Source organism: uncultured Bradyrhizobium sp., assembly GCF_936943645.1.
Lineage (GTDB): Bacteria > Pseudomonadota > Alphaproteobacteria > Rhizobiales > Xanthobacteraceae > Bradyrhizobium.
On the sequence record NZ_CAKZJO010000061.1, the window covers coordinates 37,476 to 55,178 of the forward strand.

The following is a 17,703-nucleotide window of genomic DNA, read 5'->3' on the forward strand; positions in this document are numbered from 1 at the left end:
CTTCGTGCCAATCAGGAGGGCGGGATGGCTAAGACCGTCCTGATCGTGGAAGACAACGAGCTCAACATGAAGCTCTTCCGCGACCTGTTGGAGGCGCACGGCTACCAGACCTCCGGCACCAGCAACGGATATGAGGCGCTCGACCTGGTTCGCAAGATGCGGCCCGACCTCGTGCTGATGGATATCCAGTTGCCGCAGGTCTCAGGCCTCGAGGTGACGCGCTGGATCAAGGACGATCCGGAGCTGCGCGCCATACCCGTCGTCGCGGTCACGGCGTTCGCGATGAAGGGCGACGAAGAGCGGATCCGCGAGGGCGGCTGCGAGGCCTATTTGTCCAAGCCGATCTCGGTCGGCAAATTCATTGAGACGGTCCGGCGTTTTATCGGATAGGAAGTGAGTTCACAGTGTCCGCGCGTATCCTGGTTGTCGATGACGTTCCTGCCAACGTCAAACTCCTCGAAGCCCGACTGTCCGCCGAATATTTCGACGTGATGACCGCCGCGAACGGCACCGAGGCGCTGGCGATGGCCAGCCGCGCCGAATGCGACATCATCCTGCTCGACGTGATGATGCCCGACATGGACGGCTTCGAAGTCTGCCGTCGCCTGAAGACCGACCCCGCCACGCATCACATTCCCGTCGTCATGGTCACGGCGCTCGACAGCCCGTCCGACCGTAACCGCGGACTGGAAGCCGGCGCCGATGATTTCCTGACCAAGCCGGTCTCCGACGTCGTGCTGATCGCGCGCGTGCGCTCGCTGACGCGGCTGAAGATGATGACCGACGAGCTGCGCATGCGCGCCATCACCTCGCTCGAGATCGGCATGCAGGCGCCCGAGCGCAGCGCCGTCGCCGATACCGGCAAGGGCGGCCGCATCCTGCTGGTCGACGACCGCGAGTCCTCCTACGAGCGGCTGGCGACGATCCTCGCCGCCGAGCACACCATCGACGTCGAGCCGAACCCGACCGAGGCGCTGTTCCACGCCGCCGAGGGCAATTACGACCTGCTCATCGTCTCGCTCGACCTCAACAATTTCGACGGCCTGCGGCTGTGCAGCCAGGCGCGCTCGCTGGAGCGCACGCGGCATGTGCCGATCCTCGCCATCGCCGACCCCGAGAACTCGACGCGGCTGCTGCGCGGGCTCGAGATCGGCGTCAACGACTATCTGCTGCGCCCGATCGACAAGACCGAGCTCTTGGCGCGCGCCCGCACCCAGATCCGCCGCCGCCGCTACACCGATCACCTGCGCGACAACGTGCAGAACTCGATCGAGATGGCGATCACCGACGCGCTCACCGGCCTGCACAATCGCCGCTACATGGAGAGCCATCTGGCAACGCTCGCCGAGCAGGCCTCGGCCCGCGGCAAGCCGCTGGCGCTGATGATCCTCGACATCGACTTCTTCAAGGCGATCAACGACAATTACGGTCACGACGCCGGCGACGACGTGCTGCGCGAGTTCGCGGTGCGGGTGCGCAAGTCGATCCGCGGCATCGACCTCGCCTGCCGCTACGGCGGCGAGGAATTCGTCATCGTGATGCCCGAGACCGATCTCCACGTCGCCGGCATGGTCGCCGAGCGCCTGCGCCGCTCGATCGCGGGCGAGCCGTTCGCGATCCACAAGGGCACCAAGCGCATCGAGGTCACCATCTCGATCGGCCTCACCACGCTGGAGCAGAAGGGCGAGGCCGTCGCCGACGTCCTCAAGCGCGCCGACACCGCGCTCTACCGCGCCAAGCACGACGGCCGCAACCGCGTGGTGTCGCAGGCGGCGTGAGGCGAGGGGGCTGCGGCGCTTCATGCTCCGCTGTCGTCCCTGCTTGCGCAGGGATGACGGTAGCGAGATTTGCGCCGGCCAAGAGCAAAAAGTGCGAAAACAACCCCATGCACAGTAGACGGCACGAGCGGGATCAATGGGTTAGGCGGGGGCGAAAAGGCCTCGTGCCGGCGGCAGTGTCGTTTGACGTGTCGGGCAAAACAGGCGCTCGGGCATGATCGGGCGAAGCGATTGTAGCGTGATGCTGCCTCCACAGGCTCCGCTGTCATTGCCCGCGCAGGCGGGGAATCCAGTACGCTGCAGCGTCTCCGCTGAAACGTCACTGGTTCCAGCCGGTCTGCTTCCGTCAGGGCTTTGAGGGTTTCCGATCCCATGGTCGCTTGCCGTCCGGATCGCGATCCCACGGGCGAGCGGCCGGCGCAGCCTTCTCCTCTTCGGCGGCTCTCGCGCGGTCAGCCTGGACGCGTTCGCGATCAGTCATCGGCGGGGCAGGGGCCGGTTGAGGATTGGTCTGCGCGAACGCCGGGGAAATAGCGAGAAGCGCGACAATGAGGGATTTCTTCATCCCTGCCGTTAGCACGTTCCCTTGGTGGTGTCCGATTTTGTTGTGTCGGCTCCCTCAGGGATGCCGGACCGCTCCCTAGCCCCGCTTCTTCGCCACCTTCTCATCCCCCACATCCACCCCCGCATTCCGCAGCAGCACCTTCGCCGCTTCCTTCGCCGCCCGCGCCATCGCCGGATCATCGCGCACCAGATCCTGCGCGATGGAGCCGTCGACCAGCAGCACCAACTGCGTCGCCAGCGCCTCCGCATCGGCAACGCCGAGCTCGGTCAGCCGGTCGCGAAACCACACCCGGCGGCTTTCCTTGAAGGCGATTGCGATCTTCTTCACGGCGCGGTCGGCAGGGCCGAGCTCGGCGACCGCATTCACGAACGGGCAGCCGCGGAAGTCCTTGGCTGCAAAGCGCCGCTCCAGCGAATCGAAGGTTGCGAGAATCTGCTCGGCCGGCGGCTTGTCCGAGGGGCGGGCGTGGACGAAGCGGCGCTCGAGATACGCTGCGATCAGCGCGTCCTTGGAGGGGAAGTGGTTGTACAGCGTGCGTTTGGAGATGCCGATCTCGGCCGCGATGGTGTCGACGCCGATCGCGCGAATGCCCTGCAGATAGAACAGCTTGTCGGCGGTCTGAAGGATCCGCTCTTTCATCGTCTGTGGGGCGGGCGGGGGAGCCATGCAGCGGAATGCATCCTGTTTGCTTGACAGCAACAGCCATTCATAGCCTAAGTACACAGGTCTGTGTAACCAAAATCAGCGGCAAAAGCAGACGGCGGCCTTTGCGCCGTGCCCATGAGGGAGAAGAAAATGCCCCTGTTGCAGGTCCTGCGTCCGACATTGCCCATCCTGATCGGCGCCTCGATCATGCTGACGCTGAGCATGGGGCTGCGGCAGTCGCTCGGCATCTTCATGCAGCCGCTGACGCGGGACATCCACATCTCGATCTCGGATTTCACGCTGGCGCTGGCGGTGCAGAACCTCGCCTGGGGCTTCCTGCAGCCGCTCGCCGGCGCGATGACGGTGCGCTACGGCTTCCGTCCGATCATGATCGTGGGCTCGCTGATGTACATCGCAGGCCTTGCACTGATGGCGGCCGCGAACGGGCTCGTCAGCATCATGGTCGGCGGCGGCCTGCTGATCGGAACGTCGATGGCCTGCACCGCCGCTGCGATCGCGATGTCGGTGGCGGCGCGCGCAGTGCCCGCGACGGTGCGCTCCACCGTGCTCGGCATCGTCTCCGGCGCGGGCTCACTCGGCGCGCTGCTGTCGGCGCCGATCGGCCAGATGCTCAACGAGGGGTTTGGCTGGCGCGTCGGGCTTGCCGGTTTCGTCGTGATGTCGGTGCTGATGATCCCGGCGGCCTGGTATGCCGGCCGCGTCGATCAGGTCCCGCTGCCCAAGCCGGCCGCCGACGATATCGGCGATGCCACCGCGGCGTCCGTGGCGAAAGCGGCGTTCGGCAACGCCTCTTTCGTGGTGATGACCTGCGCCTATCTCGTCTGCGGCATGCAGCTGGTGTTCCTCACCACGCATCTGCCGTCTTATCTCGCGATCTGCGGCCTCGACCCGATGCTCAGCGCACAGACGCTCGGCATGATCGGCGGCTTCAACGTGCTGGGCTCGCTGTTCTTCGGCTGGGCCGGCCAGCGCTGGAACAAGCTGGCGCTGCTCGGCGGCATCTACATCCTGCGCTCGCTGGCGCTCGCCTGGTACTTCATGCTGCCGGCGACGCCGTTCTCGACGCTGCTGTTCGGCGCCATCATGGGCTTCCTCTGGATGGGCGTCGGCCCGCTGGTCGCGGGCGCCGTCGCCGAGATGTTCGGCCTGCGCTGGCAGGCGATGATCCAGGGCCTCGCCTTCATGAGCCACCAGATCGGCAGCTTCCTCGGCGCATACGGAGGAGGAGTGCTCTACGACGCGCTCGGCTCCTACACCATGGCCTGGCGCATCGGCGTCGCGCTCGGTCTTGCCGGCGGCATCGTCCAGGTCGCGTTCGCGCTCCTCAGGCCCTCGCAGCCGCCAACGCCGGTGCTCCGGACGGCGTAGACGGGCGGGCGGTCGCGTTCGGCCGCTTGCGAGCGTACAGCGGACGCGTGCTGCTTCGTCGTGACCGCCGCTGGTGACCCAAAGCGGACATCAACTGGGTCACAGTCGGATCGGCCTTCTGTCGCGTGACCCTGGGTTGTGCGGTAACGGCTTATATTTCCAGCCCGCCGTCGCGAAGCTTTCTGTCACGCTCCGAAATTTCGGCCTCGCTGGCAGGAAATATCATTGCCATGCCCTCGTTGGCGGCCCGCTTTTGAACGTCATCGACGAAGGCGTGCAGTTTGTCGTGATACTCCTGGAACGCGGCAGCGTGGTCGTCGCCGTGCCGCCCCAATGCTTCGGCAAGCCGTCCTGCGCCGATGATCGCCATGGAGCCGCCCATGCCTGCCACCGGGGATACGCAATATGCCGCGTCCCCCACCAGAGCGATCCGTCCTTTCGACCACGTCGGCATCCGAATCTGGGTGATCCAGTCGAAATAGAAATCCTCGTCGGTGCCCATAAGGTTCAAGGCGGCTGGCACTTTCCAGCCTAGTCCGTCGAAACGGTCATGAATCATCGCGCGCTGCTGCGCGCGGTCGCGATAGTCGTAATCGATTTCGCTTGCCGTGCGGAAAGCAAAAGCGATGTCGGTGCGGTCGTCATAGCCGTTCAACATCGTTGTCAGGCCGGGCACGCTGTAGACCTGCGATACGTTGGGTGGCAGAAGTCCGGTCTCCGGCACGACCTTCAGGTAGACATAGCCTCCCATGAAGTAAGTGAAATTCTTCTCGTCGCCGAACACCAGCTTTCTGGTGTTGGAGCGATTGCCATCGCAGCCAAACACGAGCGCAAAGGCATGCTGTGACCCATCGTCGAGTGTCACCATAACGCTGTCAGGACTATCCTCCAGGCGCTTGATCGACCGGCCGAACCGAAGCTCGACCGACCCATCGATCCCGGCGAAGAGGATGTCCAGGAGATCATCGCGGTGTATTTCGAAACGAGTAGGCGGCGCAGCATCCGGACCGGTCTCTACACCGAAGCCGCCAAGCGTGTGATCTTGGGCGTCCTTACATTCAAACGCGCGCGGGGGAAGCGTCTTGGCCCGAACGGCTTCGAACATGCCCATTCGTTCGAGAATGGTGATGGTCTCGCCTTCGATGTCGACCGGCGTTCCGCCTCTACGAAGTTCGGGTGCAAGCTCGACAACCGTGACCCGGTAGCCCAAACGGTTGAGCCAGTAAGCCGTCGCAAGGCCGGCGAAACTTGCACCACTCACGAGGACGGGGCTGCCGGCGGGCGGGGTGGGGTTTTGGTCGGCATTGGGGTGATTGAGCAAAAGGGCACCACGGAGATGAGAATAGAGATATATACTCAATACCAATATATACTAAGTACAATTAAAGGCAAGGGCTGATGGACGACAAGGACAACCGCCGAACCCGCAAGCGTTTGGCCACGCGTCAGAGCATTTCGGACGCAGCGACCCGACTGTTCATGGAAAGGGGGTTCGACGCCGTGACGATTGACGACGTTGCTGCTGTCGCTGACGTCGGGCGCATGACGGTCTTCAATCATTTCCCTCGCAAAGAGGATATGTTCTTCGACCGTGAGGAAGAGATCCAGGCTTTGGCCTTCGGAGCTGTTCGCGGACGCAGGCCCGGCGTTTCGCCGATCGAAGCGGTCCGGATACTGGCGCATGACCTCGTTACGCGGGATCATGAGTTCATGCTGCTGTCCGACGACACGAGGCGGTTCATCAAGACGGCCATGGACAGTGAAGCGCTCAAGGCGCGAGCGCGGGAAATGCGAGACGATTTTACCCGCGCACTTGCCATTGTGCTGGCCGAGACCGCCAACCAACCGACGGATGATCCGAACGCTCATCTTGCAGCCGGACTGATCGTATCGGTTTGGACCGTAGCCTTTGCCGAAGCGCAGAAGCTTTTTGATCGCACGCGGAACGCAAGCGAAGCGAAGCGCTGCTTCATTACGGTCATCGACCGCGGGATCACAGGCACCGCAGCAGCGCTCGCCGAGACGGCTTACGTTTGATACGGCAGCAGTGGCAGAATGCCCGCTTCTAGCCATTCCTTAAATAGAGCGGCCTTTAGCTGAGGTCTGCTTCTGGCCCACAGCAGCCATCGTCAGGCGAATAATAGCCGCCCGATTGATCACTTCGACTTTCAGATCATCTCGCAGAAGGACCGTGCAGGAATAACGCGCATCCGTAGATCAGGGCGATCAGGAATCCAAATGGCCATAGCGTTAGGGCCAGTATTAAGGTGGTGTCGATGTTGCCATCTCCCATCGGTCCGCCCGCTTCGCTCTCGATCGTGACGATGCTTGTTGCGTTCAACGAAAGGTAGTACCTTCGGGGCGAGATGCATAGGGAGACGCCGTCATGAGCTTCTCGTTACGTGTATCGGCCCCGCTGTTTTGTATGGCCCTGATGATCTCGGGATCGAGCGATCCCGCATTGTCGCAGACTGCAACGACGCTTCCCAACGTCACCGTCGACGCTCCGACGGTCAGGCCGAAGCCGAAGCAGCACGCGGTTGCGCGGCATGCTGTCAACATCCAGGCGACCACGACCGTCGGAACGATATTGGCTGCGCCGATCTCGGACTCGGCAAAGCTCGCGAAATACGCGAGCGTCACCGGCAGCTGCGTCGGTGGTTGCTCCACGAGCTTCAAATCCGGATCCGCCCCCTGGCACGGCTGCTCGATCTCGTCCTATCCGGCGCTGTCGCCGACGTGCAGGAACGTCGCAAACTTCAAGACCTATGAAGAGTGCCGGGCGGCGTCGATGTTGATGGGATGGAGACCCAACGACATTCCCTGGTACTGCAGCAGCCTGGCCTTGAAGTAGCCGGCCACGCACGCCATCGACGATAGCCGGCGGCCGACGGCTATCCTCGCATCGTCATGCCCGGCAGCATCGGCAGCATCGGCTGCCGGCGGAGCCTTATGAGAGCTGGGATGCCGCTGCGGTCAGCTTCACGGGGAGGGGGCGCGGAAGGCGCAGCCCTCGCGCCAGCGCCGTGCGGCGCGTTGCGGGTTGTCTTGCCGGCAGCTTTCCAAGATTAGCAAGGATCTGCGTCAACGCGATCCTGACCGCCGGCTCGATCTTCGCGCAGATGAACCAGCAGGCCAGCACAAGCAGGCCGAGCGCGATCCACAGGGCCGAGGTCGCATCCAGGCCCGTCTCGACCAGGGCGCGGATGATCGCCGTGCCGATGACGTTGTGGGTGAGATAGAGCGGGTAGGTGATCAGTCCCAGCGTTCGCAGATAGGCCGGTGCTTCGGAAGGCATGGTGCCCGCCGAGTGCCTGTTTCGTCTCGCGGCAACAGCGATGAGGAGCACGGCAAACGCCCAGACCATGATCGGCACCAAGGCCGATTGATCCGCGATGGCGGGGATCGAGGTCAGGAAGAAGGAAGCGAAGAAGTAGATCTCCGCCGCGCCCGAAACACAGGTGACGGCAAAGGCGATCTTCTCGAGCGCCGTCAGCTCCCGGTTCGCGGAGATGAACAGCCAGATGCCGAGCGCGAAGAAGCAGCCATGGCTCAGCAGGAAGGCCGCGCAGGGCACCCGGAACATCAGGATGACGAGATAGGGCAGGTCGGACGGCGTCGTGCACGACAGCACCAGCAGCGCGACGGCATTGAAGATCGCGCTGTAGATGGTGAGGCCAAAGGCCAGATGCCGCAGGGTGATCCTCCGCGTCAGCATCGCGCAAAACACGAGGCCATAGAATGCCGTCTCGGCGGCCAGCGTCCAGTAGACCTCGTCGAGCCACTGGCCCGTGACGCCCTTGGGGACCATCAGCATCGCGTGGATGTAGGGCACGATCAATTCGGAAGCCGGGCCGCTGCCGAACAGCAGCAGAACGAGCAGGGTCGCGGTGGCGCAGACCCAGACCGCCGGATAAAGCCTGAGCGCGCGGCCGAGCAGGAACGCGCCCGGCGAAGACTGGGCCGCCGAATTGGCGATGACGAAACCGGAGATGACGAAGAAGATCTCGACGCCGACCCAACCGAACCAGGTGAAGGGGGCGGCGGAGGGGTAGAGGACATCGGCGGCAACGGTGCGCTCAAAGCCGGGGACGCCGATCGAGGTCCAGGCCCAGGACCAGAACATCTGATGAAAGATGGCAACGCCGAGCGCGGCGGCGAAGCGCAAGGGATCCAGCAGGGGCAAATGGCTCTTCACGGCAACGGACCGGGTTCATGCAACGATCTTGCTGGAAATAGTGAAGGCGCCCATGGCGCTCTGCGACGTCGGTCACACTTGGTCCGCTGCGGCTCGAATGCGCAGATGTCTTGGTGAGTTAAGGCTCTCGTGCCCCGGACGCAGCGCAGCGTCACTTCGACGGTGCGCTGCAGAGCCGGGGCCCAGGTCTCCATTGTGGCGTGTTGCCTCCTGGGTCCCGGCTCTGGGCAGCAGCGTTGCACGCTGCAGCGCGTCCGGGACACGCGACCCCAACGAAAACGGGGCCCGAAAGGGCCCCGCAAAAACTCAGTCGTTCGTCCGCGTCTTACTTGATCTTGGCTTCGCGGAATTCGACGTGCTTGCGCGCCACGGGATCGTACTTCTTCTTGACCAGCTTGTCGGTCATGGTGCGCGAATTCTTCTTGGCGACGTAGTAGAAGCCGGTGTCGGCCGAGGACACGAGCTTGACCTTGATGGTGACCGCTTTGGCCATGTTCAGAACCTCAGGAATGAAGGGAATCTGGAGCCGGCCAAACGGCCCGCGTTGGCCGGCAACCTAGCCAGAAACGGCTTGATGTCAAGGTTTTACACCCCCAAGAACCACCCAAATCGGCCCTTTTAAGCTTCGAAGAAGCGGTTTTTCGGCCGCGGCAGGCCCAGATTCTCCCTCAAAGTGGGCCCTTCATACTCCTTCCGGAAAATCCCGCGCCGCTGCAGCTCCGGGACGACCTTGTCGACGAAATCGTCGAGCCCGGCAGGCAGGAACGGGAACATGATGTTGAAGCCGTCCGAGCCGCGCCCGACCAGCCATTCCTCCATCTGGTCGGCAATGGTTTTGGCGGTGCCGACGAAGGACAGGCCGCCATAGCCGCCGACGCGCTGGGCAAGCTGGCGCACGGTGAGCTTGTCGCGGGCGGCGAGATCGACCATGCGCTGGCGGCCGCTCTTGCTGGCATTGGTCTCCGGAATCTCAGGCAGCGGTCCGTCGGGATCGAAGCCGGACGCATCGGTGCCGAGGATGACGGAGAGCGAAGCGATCGCGCTGTCGTAATGCACGCGGCTGTCGAGCAAGGCGCGCTTCTCCCTGGCCTCGTCGACGCTGTCGCCGACCACGACGAAGGCGCCGGGCAGGATCTTGAGGTGCTCGGGGTCGCGGCCGACCTTCGCCATGCGCCCCTTGATGTCGGCATAGAGCTTTTGCCCGTCGGCAAGGCTGCCGCCGCCGGTGAACACGGCTTCCGCCGTCTCGGCGGCAAGCTGCTTGCCGTCTTCCGATGCGCCGGCCTGCACGATGACGGGCCAGCCCTGCACGGGCCGGGCGATGTTGAGAGGGCCGCGCACCTTCAGATATTTGCCGTTGTGGTCGAGCGTGTGCATCTTGGCGGGATCGAGGAACAGCCCGCTCTCGACGTCGCGCACGAAGGCGTCATCGGCGAAGGAATCCCACAAGCCCGTGACGACGTCGTAGAACTCGCGGGCGCGCTTGTAGCGCTCAGCATGCTCCATGTGGTCGTCGAGGCCGAAATTCAGCGCCGCATCCGGGTTCGAGGTGGTGACGATGTTCCAGCCGGCGCGGCCGCCGCTGAGATGGTCGAGCGAGGCAAAGCGGCGCGCGACGTGATAGGGCTCGTCGAAGGTGGTTGAGCCTGTCGCGACCAGGCCGATCCGTTCGGTGACCGCCGAGAGCGCCGACAGCAGCGTGAACGGCTCGAACGAGGTCACGGTGTGGCTGCGCTTCAGCGCATTGATCGGCATGTTCAGCACGGCGAGGTGATCGGCCATGAAGAAGGCATCGAACTTGCCGGCCTCGAGCTTCTGGACCAGCTGCTTGATGTGAACGAAATTGAAGTTGGCGTCGGGCCAGGCCCCGGGATAGCGCCAGGCGCCGGTATGGATGCTGATCGGGCGCATGAACGCGCCAAGCTTGAGTTGCCGTTGTGCCATCGCCCCGTATCCGTTCTGGGTGTCGTTGGGGAAAGAGATAGGCACGCCGGGGAGCTGCGCCATTGGGGGAGGCGGGAAGAATCTTTTGTTTTTGCCGGCTCTCCCAGCACGTCATTCCGGGGCACGCGAAGCGTGAGCCGGGAATCCATACTTCCGATCATGGTTATGGATTCCGGGCTCGCGCCAAGCGGCGCGACCCGGAATGACGGGACGAGGAGGGGCTCAGCCCAAAATATCCTTCTGCATCTTGCCGCCGTAGAAATGGAAGAACGGCACCGGCGCATCGTGGCGCAAGGGGCCGGTGGCAAGCCGGGTGTCGAGCTCGTTGAGCACGTTGCGCGTCATCGGATGCAGGTCGGCGAGCGGCTTTGAGCCGAGCTCGACCCAGACCAGCTCGACCAGCTCGGCATCGGCATGGATCACGCCATCGACGCGATGGGTGATCGCGGAGGCATCGGCGGTGAAGAAGCGCGTGTCGAACCGCTTGACGCGGCCGGGCGGGGTGATCGCGCGGGCGATCAGGAACAGGCTCGAGGGATCGGGCAGCAGGCCTGCCTCCGCGAACGGCTTCCAGGGACCCTCGAGCTTGGCCTTGCCCTCAATCTTGCGGCCGAGACAGAGACCGGTTTCCTCGCAGGCTTCGCGGATCGCGGCGACGGCCAGCGACTTGGCGCGCGAGGCGGGAGTCTTCGGGCTGCCCTTGGCGAGATTGGCTTCCAGCTCGGCGGTGATGGGCGCAGCACAGGGCACGCGGTAGTCGGCCTTGTCGACACGTCCGCCCGGGAAGACGAACTTGCCGGGCATGAACACCACCTTGTCGTGGCGCTTGCCGACCAGCACTTTCGGAACGGCGCTGCTGCGATCGACCAGGATCAGGGTCGCCGCATCCTTCGGGCGGAAGTAGGGATGATGATCGGCTTCCTTCTCCTCGTGAACCCGGGCCTTCTCCGCTGCCTGCGCCGTATCCGTCATATCCTCACCCAGACCGTTCTTCTATTTGCTTACACAGGCGGAATACCATCCGGAGGGTTCTCGTCAAACCCGTGCATGCGCAGAGCCCATTGCAAGCCGACCACAGCTCCCTTCACCGGCTGCAGCAGCGCGAGTGAGGCGACGAAAGTGAAGGGCAGGTAGGCCGCGAAGCTGAGCCAGACCGGCGTCGAATAATTGGTCTCGATCCAGAGGATCGCGGGCACCACGATGTGGCCGACGATGACGATGACGAGATAGGCGGGCAGGTCATCGGCCCGATGCGGCGTGAAATCGAGCCCGCATTTGGCGCAATTGTCCGCCGTCTTCAGGAAGACGCGGAACAGCTTTCCCTGGCCGCAGCGCGGGCAGCGGCCGCGAAAGCCGCGCTTCATCGCCGCAAAGACATCGCGCTTTTCGACCAGCCCCGTCTCGCGCGTCCAGATTTTTGGGGCCGTGCTCATCGTCACCATGCCTTGCCCTTCTTGCCTTTGGCTTTGCCCTTGTTCCTCTTGCCCTTGCCGGATTTTGGCTTCGACGGCTTGCGTTTTTTATCCGGGCTTCGTCCGGGATGCGCCTTGATCGAGGGACGGCGCTGTGGATTGGGTCGCCTGCGGTCGCGCGGCGCGGTCTCGCTGGCCGACCCCAGCAGCTCGAAGCGCAGCGCGCCGGCGATGGGAGCGGCTTCGATCAGGCGGACGTCGACGACGTCGCCGAGCTGATACATGGTGCGGCTGCGCGTGCCGACGAGGGCGTGCCGGCCCTCGTCATAGTTGAAATATTCCGTGCCGAGGGATCGGATCGGGATCAGGCCGTCGGCGCCGGTCTCGGAGAGCTTGACGAACAGGCCGGCGCGCGTGACGCCGGAGACGCGGCCCTGGAAGCTCGCTCCGATGCGATCGGCGAGGTGATGGGCGATCAACCGGTCCACGGTCTCGCGTTCGGCCTTCATGGCGCGCCGCTCGGTCAGCGAGATGTGCGCGGCGACCTCGCTCAGGCTTTCCGGCGTCTCGCTGTCGGGCAACGCGCCTTCGCCGAGCCCGAGCGCGCGGACCAGCGCGCGGTGCACGACGAGATCGGCATAGCGGCGGATCGGCGAGGTGAAGTGGGCGTAGCGGCGCAAATTCAGGCCGAAATGCCCGTAATTCTCGGAGGAATACTCCGCCTGCGCCTGGGCGCGCAGCACGACCTCGGAGACCAGCGGGTAATAGTCATGGCCTTCGAGCTGGACCAGCACGCGGTTGAACAGCGTCGGCCGCAGCGCGCCTGATTTGGCGAAGGGAACGTCGAGCGTCTCCAGGAATTCTGCGAGCGCGTGGACCTTCTCCAGCGTCGGCTCGTCATGCACGCGGTAGATCAGCGGGAGCGATTTCTTCTCCAGCATCTCCGCAGCCGCGACGTTAGCGAGGATCATGAACTCCTCGATCAGCTTGTGCGCATCGAGTCGTTCGGGGACGACGACGCGATCGACCGTGCCGTCACTTTTCAGCAGGATCTTGCGCTCGGGCAGGTCGAGATTGAGCGGATCGCGCTCGTCGCGGGCGCGCTTGGCGCAGGCGTAAGCCGCATAGAGCGGCTTCAGGATCGGATCGAGCAGGGGGCCGGTGGTGTCGTCGGGCCGACCGTCGATCGCGGCTTGCGCCTGGGCGTAGCTGAGCTTGGCGGCCGAGCGCATCAGGATGCGATGAAAACTGTGCGAGCGCTTGCGGCCGTCGGGGCCGAGCACCATCCGCACCGCGAGCGCGCCGCGCGCCTCGCCCGGCACCAGCGAGCAGAGATTGTTGGAGATGCGCTCGGGCAGCATCGGCACGACGCGGTCGGGAAAATAGACCGAGTTGCCGCGATCGAGCGCGTCGCGGTCGAGCGCTGAGCCAGGCCGCACGTAGAAGCTGACATCGGCAATGGCGACGTTGACAATGAAGCCGCCCTTGTTGTTGGGATCGTCGTCGGGCTGCGCGTGCACCGCGTCGTCGTGATCCTTGGCGTCGGGCGGATCGATGGTGAGAAGCGGCACGTCGCGCCAGTCCTCGCGGCCCTTCAGGTTCGCAGGCTCCGCGGCCTCCGCTTCGCGCTCCGCGGCGGAGGAGAACTGCATGGGGATGTCGTGCGCGTAGATCGCGATCAGGCTGATCGCCTTCTCGGACTTGACCGAGCCGAGCTTCTCTTTCACGCGGCCTGAAGCGAGGCCGAAGCTGCGCGTGCGGACGATATCGACGCTGACGAGGTCGCCGTCCTGCGCGCCCTTGGTATCGGCCGCGGCGATGTTCAGCTCGCGGTCCGCCATCTTCTTGTCGACGGGCACGAGCCGTCCGTCGCCTTCGGGAAGGCTGCGGAACACGCCGAGGATGCGGCTCTTGGCCTTGTCGAACACCTTGATGACGCGGCCGCGATAAGGCGGCCCTTCGGCCTCGTTGGTCGGCTCGACGCGCAACAGCGCGCGGTCGCCGACGCCGGCGGCGGTGCCGGGCTTGGGCCGGCGCGGCATCTCGATGATGATCTTGGGCGGCTCGCCGTTCTCGACCTCGTCCCATTCGGTGGGCGAGGCGATCAGCTCGCCGTCGCGGTCACGGCCGGTGATGTCGGCGACCAGGGTCGGCGGCAGCGCGTCCGGTTCGGAGACCTTATGGCGCTTCTTCTTGATGGTCCCGTCGTCGGCGAGCTCGCGCAGCATGCGCTTGAGCTCGACGCGATCGGCGTTCTTCAGGCCGAACTCGCGTGCAATTTCGCGGGTTCCGACCTTTCCTGGATTTGCCTTGATGAAGGCGACGATGGCTTGCCGGTCGGGAAAGCCACGGTCATTCTTGCGTTTCACTTAACCTCTAATTCTTGATCTCAAGGCTTGCTGCCTAAGGCTTGCCGGCACTCTTCTTGGCCGGAGCCTTGGTGGCGGCGGACTTGGTCGGCGACGTCTTCGCCGTCGATGCCACGCCGGCGCGCGCCTTGCTGGTGGATTCGGATTTGGTTTTGGCCGCGGCTTTCTTCGCGGCCGGTTTCTTTTTCGGCGCGGCGTCGTCGCCGTCCGCCTTCTCTGCAGTCTTCTTGGCCTTGGCGGGCTTGGCCGCCTTCTTCGGCTTCTTGCCGCCGCCCTTCGCTGCGCGCTCGTCGATCAGCGCGATCGCCTGCGCCAGCGTGACGGTGTCCTTCTCGAACTCGGCCGGGATGGTCGCGTTGACGCCGCCCGCGGTGACATAGGCGCCGTAGCGGCCGCTCTTCACGGTGACGGTGCCGAGGCTCGGGTGGTCGCCGATCGCCTTGCCGGGATCGGCGCCGAAGCGCCGGCTCGGACCCTTGGCGACCTTCTCCGCGATCAGCGTGACTGCACGGTTGAGGCCGATGTCGAAGACCTCGTCGCCACTTTCGAGGCTGGCATAGGTCTTCTCGTGCTTCACGAACGGCCCGAAGCGGCCGAGGCCCGCGGTGATCGGTTGGCCGGTTTCCGGATGTTTTCCGATTTCGCGCGGCAGCGACAACAGTTTGAGCGCAAGCTCGAGCTCGACATCGCCGGGCGAGGTGCCCTTCGGGATGCCGGCGCGCTTCGGCTTCTCGCCTTCCTCGTAATCCTTCTGCTCGCCGAGCTGGATATAGGGGCCGAAGCGGCCTGCCTTGACCCAGACATCGCGGCCGGTTTCAGGATCCTGGCCGAGCGAACGATCGGCGGTGGCTTCGCCGTCGGCGGCGAGCTGGCGGGTATAACGGCACTCCGGATAGTTCGAGCAGCCGACGAAGGCACCGAACTTGCCGGCCTTCAAATTCAGCCGCCCATTGCCGCAGCTCGGGCACTGCCTGATGTCGCCGCCATCCGCGCGCGGCGGATAGATGTGCTGGCCCAGCATGTCATCGAGCACGTCCAGCACCTGCGCAACACGCAGATCCTTGATGTCATCGACGGCGCCGATGAAGCCGGTCCAGAAATCCTTCAGTACCTGCTGCCAGGAGATCTCGTTGTTGGAGATGCGGTCGAGCTGCTCTTCGAGCGAGGCCGTGAAATCGTATTCGACGTAGCGGGCAAAGAAGCTTTCGAGGAAGGCGACCACGACGCGGCCCTTGTCCTCGCCGTGCAGGCGCTTCTTCTCCAGCTTGACGTAGCCGCGATCCTTGAGGACCTGGAGGATCGAGGCATAGGTCGAGGGCCGGCCGATGCCGAGCTCTTCCATGCGCTTGACGAGCGATGCTTCCGAGAAGCGCGGCGGCGGCTCGGTGAAATGCTGCGTGACGGACAGCGACTGGCGCTTGAGCGCGTCGTTCGGGCTCATCGCGGGCAGGCGGCGGGAGTCCTCGTCCTCCTCGTCGTCGCGGCCTTCCTGATAGAGCGCGAGGAAGCCGTCGAACTTGACGACCTGGCCGGTGGCGCGCAGCTCCAGCGTGCGGGAGCCTGCCTTCGCCGTGATGTCGACGGTGGTGCGCTCCAGTTCGGCCGATTCCATCTGGCTCGCGATGGTGCGCTTCCAGATCAGCTCGTAGAGCCGGGCCTGATCGGCATCGAGCTTGCGGCTCATGCTGTCGGGGCGGCGGGACATGTCGGTCGGGCGGATCGCTTCGTGCGCTTCCTGGGCGTTCTTGGCCTTGGCCTGGTACTGGCGCGGGGCGTCCGGCACATAGGCGTTGCCGTAATCCTCGCCGATCACCTTGCGCGCCTGGGTGATCGCCTCGGGGGCGATCTGCACGCCGTCGGTACGCATATAAGTAATGAGTCCGGTGGTCTCGCCGCCGATGTCGATGCCTTCATAGAGGCGCTGGGCGATGCGCATGGTGTGCGCAGGCGCAAAGCCGTATTTGCGGCTGGCTTCCTGCTGCAGGGTCGAGGTCGTGAAGGGCGCCTGCGGATTGCGGCGCGCGGGTTTTGCGTCGACTGCCGTGACGGCGTAGCTCGCCAGTTCCAGCGCCTTCTTGAAGTCTTCGGCTTCCGCGCCGCTGCCGACATCGAGCCGCTGGATCTTCTTGCCGTCGGCGCCGACGAGCCGGGCCTCGAACGCATCGCCGCGCGGGGTGAGCAGGGTCGCGATCAGCGACCAATATTCCCGCGGGACGAATTTCTCGATCTCGAGTTCGCGGTCGCAGACGAGGCGCAGCGCCACCGACTGCACGCGGCCGGCCGAGCGGGCGCCCGGCAGCTTGCGCCACAGCACGGGGGAGAGCGTGAAGCCGACGAGATAGTCCAGCGCGCGGCGGGCCATATAGGCGTCGACCAGCGCACCGTCGATCTCGCGCGGATGCTTCATCGCGTCCGTGACGGCCTGCTTGGTGATGGCGTTGAACACCACGCGCTCGATCTTTTGATCCTTCAGCGCGCGCTTCTCTTTCATCACCTCCAGCACGTGCCAGGAGATGGCCTCGCCCTCGCGATCAGGGTCGGTCGCCAGAATCAGGCGGTCGGCACCCTTCAGGGACTTGGCGATATCGTTGAGCCGGCCGGCCGCCTTGGGGTCGACCTCCCAGATCATCTTGAAATTGCTGTCGGGATCGACGGAGCCGTTCTTCGCAGGGAGGTCGCGGACATGGCCAAACGAGGCCAGAACCTCATAGGACGAGCCCAAATACTTGTTGATCGTCTTGGCTTTCGCCGGCGACTCCACAATGACGATATTCATGTAGTTCCAGTAACTTACGGGAAAATTTGGGGCCGAAAACGAAAGGACTCGGGTCGGCCGTTTCGCCCCGAACATGGGTGGTGAGGCCTCCGCTGTCAAATCGAGGGCTGTTGAAAGCCCACGGAATGGGAAAAGTTTCATATCGAGAAAGTTGCAAAATACCACCTTGGAGTTGCGATTGATGTCAGCGTAATGTTTCAGCGGGGCATGGATTCGGGGTGGGCTGGTGACTAGGCCAGGAAAGAAACGGGCGCGCGCCGCAATAGGCGCGCCGGGAGGCTCGCGTCACGAGGAACCGGGGGAGGGTGGCGTGGACGAGGCCGTCGCCTTCATCGCCGAGCAGGTCGGCGCGCTCCGCAAGCTCGCCGAGCGTCACAAGCTCGATGTCCTGCATTATCTCCTGGGCATGACCAAGCTGGAGGCCGACGAGCATTTGAGGCTGCGCAGCAAGCGCAAGCTGTCGTGAGGGGTGTGCTCACTGTCCAACCCGTCATCCCGAGGTGTGAGGCTCGAGATGCGAACGCATCGCAGGCCGGGCCGTCGCCCTTCGAGGCTCGCCGAAGAGGCGAGCGCCTCAGAGCGTGTGAATTTTTCGCGAAAACTGTAGGCGAAGCGGTCCTGGTGTGA

The 17,703-nt window shown here is 64.3% G+C and carries 15 protein-coding genes; 6 read left to right on the forward strand and 9 right to left on the reverse strand.

Features of this window, described 5'->3' with window-relative positions; genetic code table 11:
• Positions 1 to 24 precede the first annotated feature (24 nt).
• Both Q0743_RS17795 and Q0743_RS17800 read left to right on the forward strand, forming a co-directional pair.
• Entirely contained in the window at positions 25 to 390 is a 366-nt protein-coding gene (locus Q0743_RS17795) for a response regulator (protein WP_008566616.1), read from the forward strand.
• 14 nt (positions 391 to 404) lie between these two features.
• Complete coding sequence (locus Q0743_RS17800) at positions 405 to 1,778, forward strand: PleD family two-component system response regulator (RefSeq protein WP_298242813.1); 1,374 nt, start codon at positions 405 to 407, stop codon at positions 1,776 to 1,778.
• Between the two features lie 640 nt (positions 1,779 to 2,418).
• On the opposite strand, the gene Q0743_RS17805 is transcribed toward Q0743_RS17800, so the two are convergent.
• Complete coding sequence (locus Q0743_RS17805) at positions 2,419 to 3,009, reverse strand: TetR/AcrR family transcriptional regulator (protein ID WP_298242814.1); 591 nt, start codon at positions 3,007 to 3,009, stop codon at positions 2,419 to 2,421.
• Positions 3,010 to 3,138: 129 nt separating this feature from the next.
• On the opposite strand from Q0743_RS17805, the gene Q0743_RS17810 reads away from it, so the two are divergent.
• On the forward strand, positions 3,139 to 4,377 hold the full coding sequence (locus tag Q0743_RS17810; protein WP_298242815.1) for an MFS transporter: 1,239 nt from the start codon (positions 3,139 to 3,141) through the stop codon (positions 4,375 to 4,377).
• Between the two features lie 151 nt (positions 4,378 to 4,528).
• On the opposite strand, the gene Q0743_RS17815 is transcribed toward Q0743_RS17810, so the two are convergent.
• Positions 4,529 to 5,698 carry an FAD-dependent monooxygenase gene (locus Q0743_RS17815; RefSeq protein ID WP_298242816.1) on the reverse strand — a complete coding sequence of 390 codons (1,170 nt, stop codon included), beginning with the start codon at positions 5,696 to 5,698 and terminating at the stop codon, positions 4,529 to 4,531.
• A gap of 77 nt (positions 5,699 to 5,775) precedes the next feature.
• Here Q0743_RS17815 and Q0743_RS17820 point away from each other — a divergent pair, with 77 nt between their 5' ends.
• Positions 5,776 to 6,414, forward strand: a complete 639-nt coding sequence (locus Q0743_RS17820) for a TetR/AcrR family transcriptional regulator (RefSeq protein WP_298242817.1) — start codon at positions 5,776 to 5,778, stop codon at positions 6,412 to 6,414.
• A 349-nt stretch (positions 6,415 to 6,763) separates the two neighbouring features.
• Complete coding sequence (locus Q0743_RS17825) at positions 6,764 to 7,231, forward strand: hypothetical protein (protein WP_298242818.1); 468 nt, start codon at positions 6,764 to 6,766, stop codon at positions 7,229 to 7,231.
• A gap of 96 nt (positions 7,232 to 7,327) precedes the next feature.
• On the opposite strand, the gene Q0743_RS17830 is transcribed toward Q0743_RS17825, so the two are convergent.
• The 7 genes from Q0743_RS17830 to topA form a co-directional block, all read right to left on the reverse strand.
• Complete coding sequence (locus Q0743_RS17830) at positions 7,328 to 8,575, reverse strand: acyltransferase (protein ID WP_298242819.1); 1,248 nt, start codon at positions 8,573 to 8,575, stop codon at positions 7,328 to 7,330.
• A gap of 325 nt (positions 8,576 to 8,900) precedes the next feature.
• Entirely contained in the window at positions 8,901 to 9,068 is a 168-nt protein-coding gene (gene rpmG, locus Q0743_RS17835; RefSeq protein WP_007603295.1) for a 50S ribosomal protein L33, read from the reverse strand.
• 125 nt (positions 9,069 to 9,193) lie between these two features.
• Positions 9,194 to 10,519 carry an LLM class flavin-dependent oxidoreductase gene (locus Q0743_RS17840; protein ID WP_298242820.1) on the reverse strand — a complete coding sequence of 442 codons (1,326 nt, stop codon included), beginning with the start codon at positions 10,517 to 10,519 and terminating at the stop codon, positions 9,194 to 9,196.
• Between the two features lie 222 nt (positions 10,520 to 10,741).
• Complete coding sequence (locus Q0743_RS17845; RefSeq protein WP_298242821.1) at positions 10,742 to 11,491, reverse strand: NUDIX domain-containing protein; 750 nt, start codon at positions 11,489 to 11,491, stop codon at positions 10,742 to 10,744.
• Between the two features lie 29 nt (positions 11,492 to 11,520).
• Entirely contained in the window at positions 11,521 to 11,961 is a 441-nt protein-coding gene (locus tag Q0743_RS17850) for a DUF983 domain-containing protein (RefSeq protein ID WP_298242822.1), read from the reverse strand.
• Entirely contained in the window at positions 11,955 to 14,300 is a 2,346-nt protein-coding gene (rnr, locus tag Q0743_RS17855; RefSeq protein ID WP_298242823.1) for a ribonuclease R, read from the reverse strand. Before rnr ends, Q0743_RS17850 begins: the two co-directional genes overlap by 7 nt.
• Positions 14,301 to 14,334: 34 nt before the next feature.
• Positions 14,335 to 17,076, reverse strand: a complete 2,742-nt coding sequence (gene topA / locus Q0743_RS17860; protein WP_298242824.1) for a type I DNA topoisomerase — start codon at positions 17,074 to 17,076, stop codon at positions 14,335 to 14,337.
• Between the two features lie 310 nt (positions 17,077 to 17,386).
• Between topA and Q0743_RS17865 the strand changes: the two genes are divergently transcribed.
• The gene (locus Q0743_RS17865; RefSeq protein WP_246776467.1) at positions 17,387 to 17,542 is read left to right on the forward strand and encodes a hypothetical protein; all 156 of its coding nucleotides are present in this window, start codon (positions 17,387 to 17,389) and stop codon (positions 17,540 to 17,542) included.
• Positions 17,543 to 17,703: the final 161 nt, after the last annotated feature.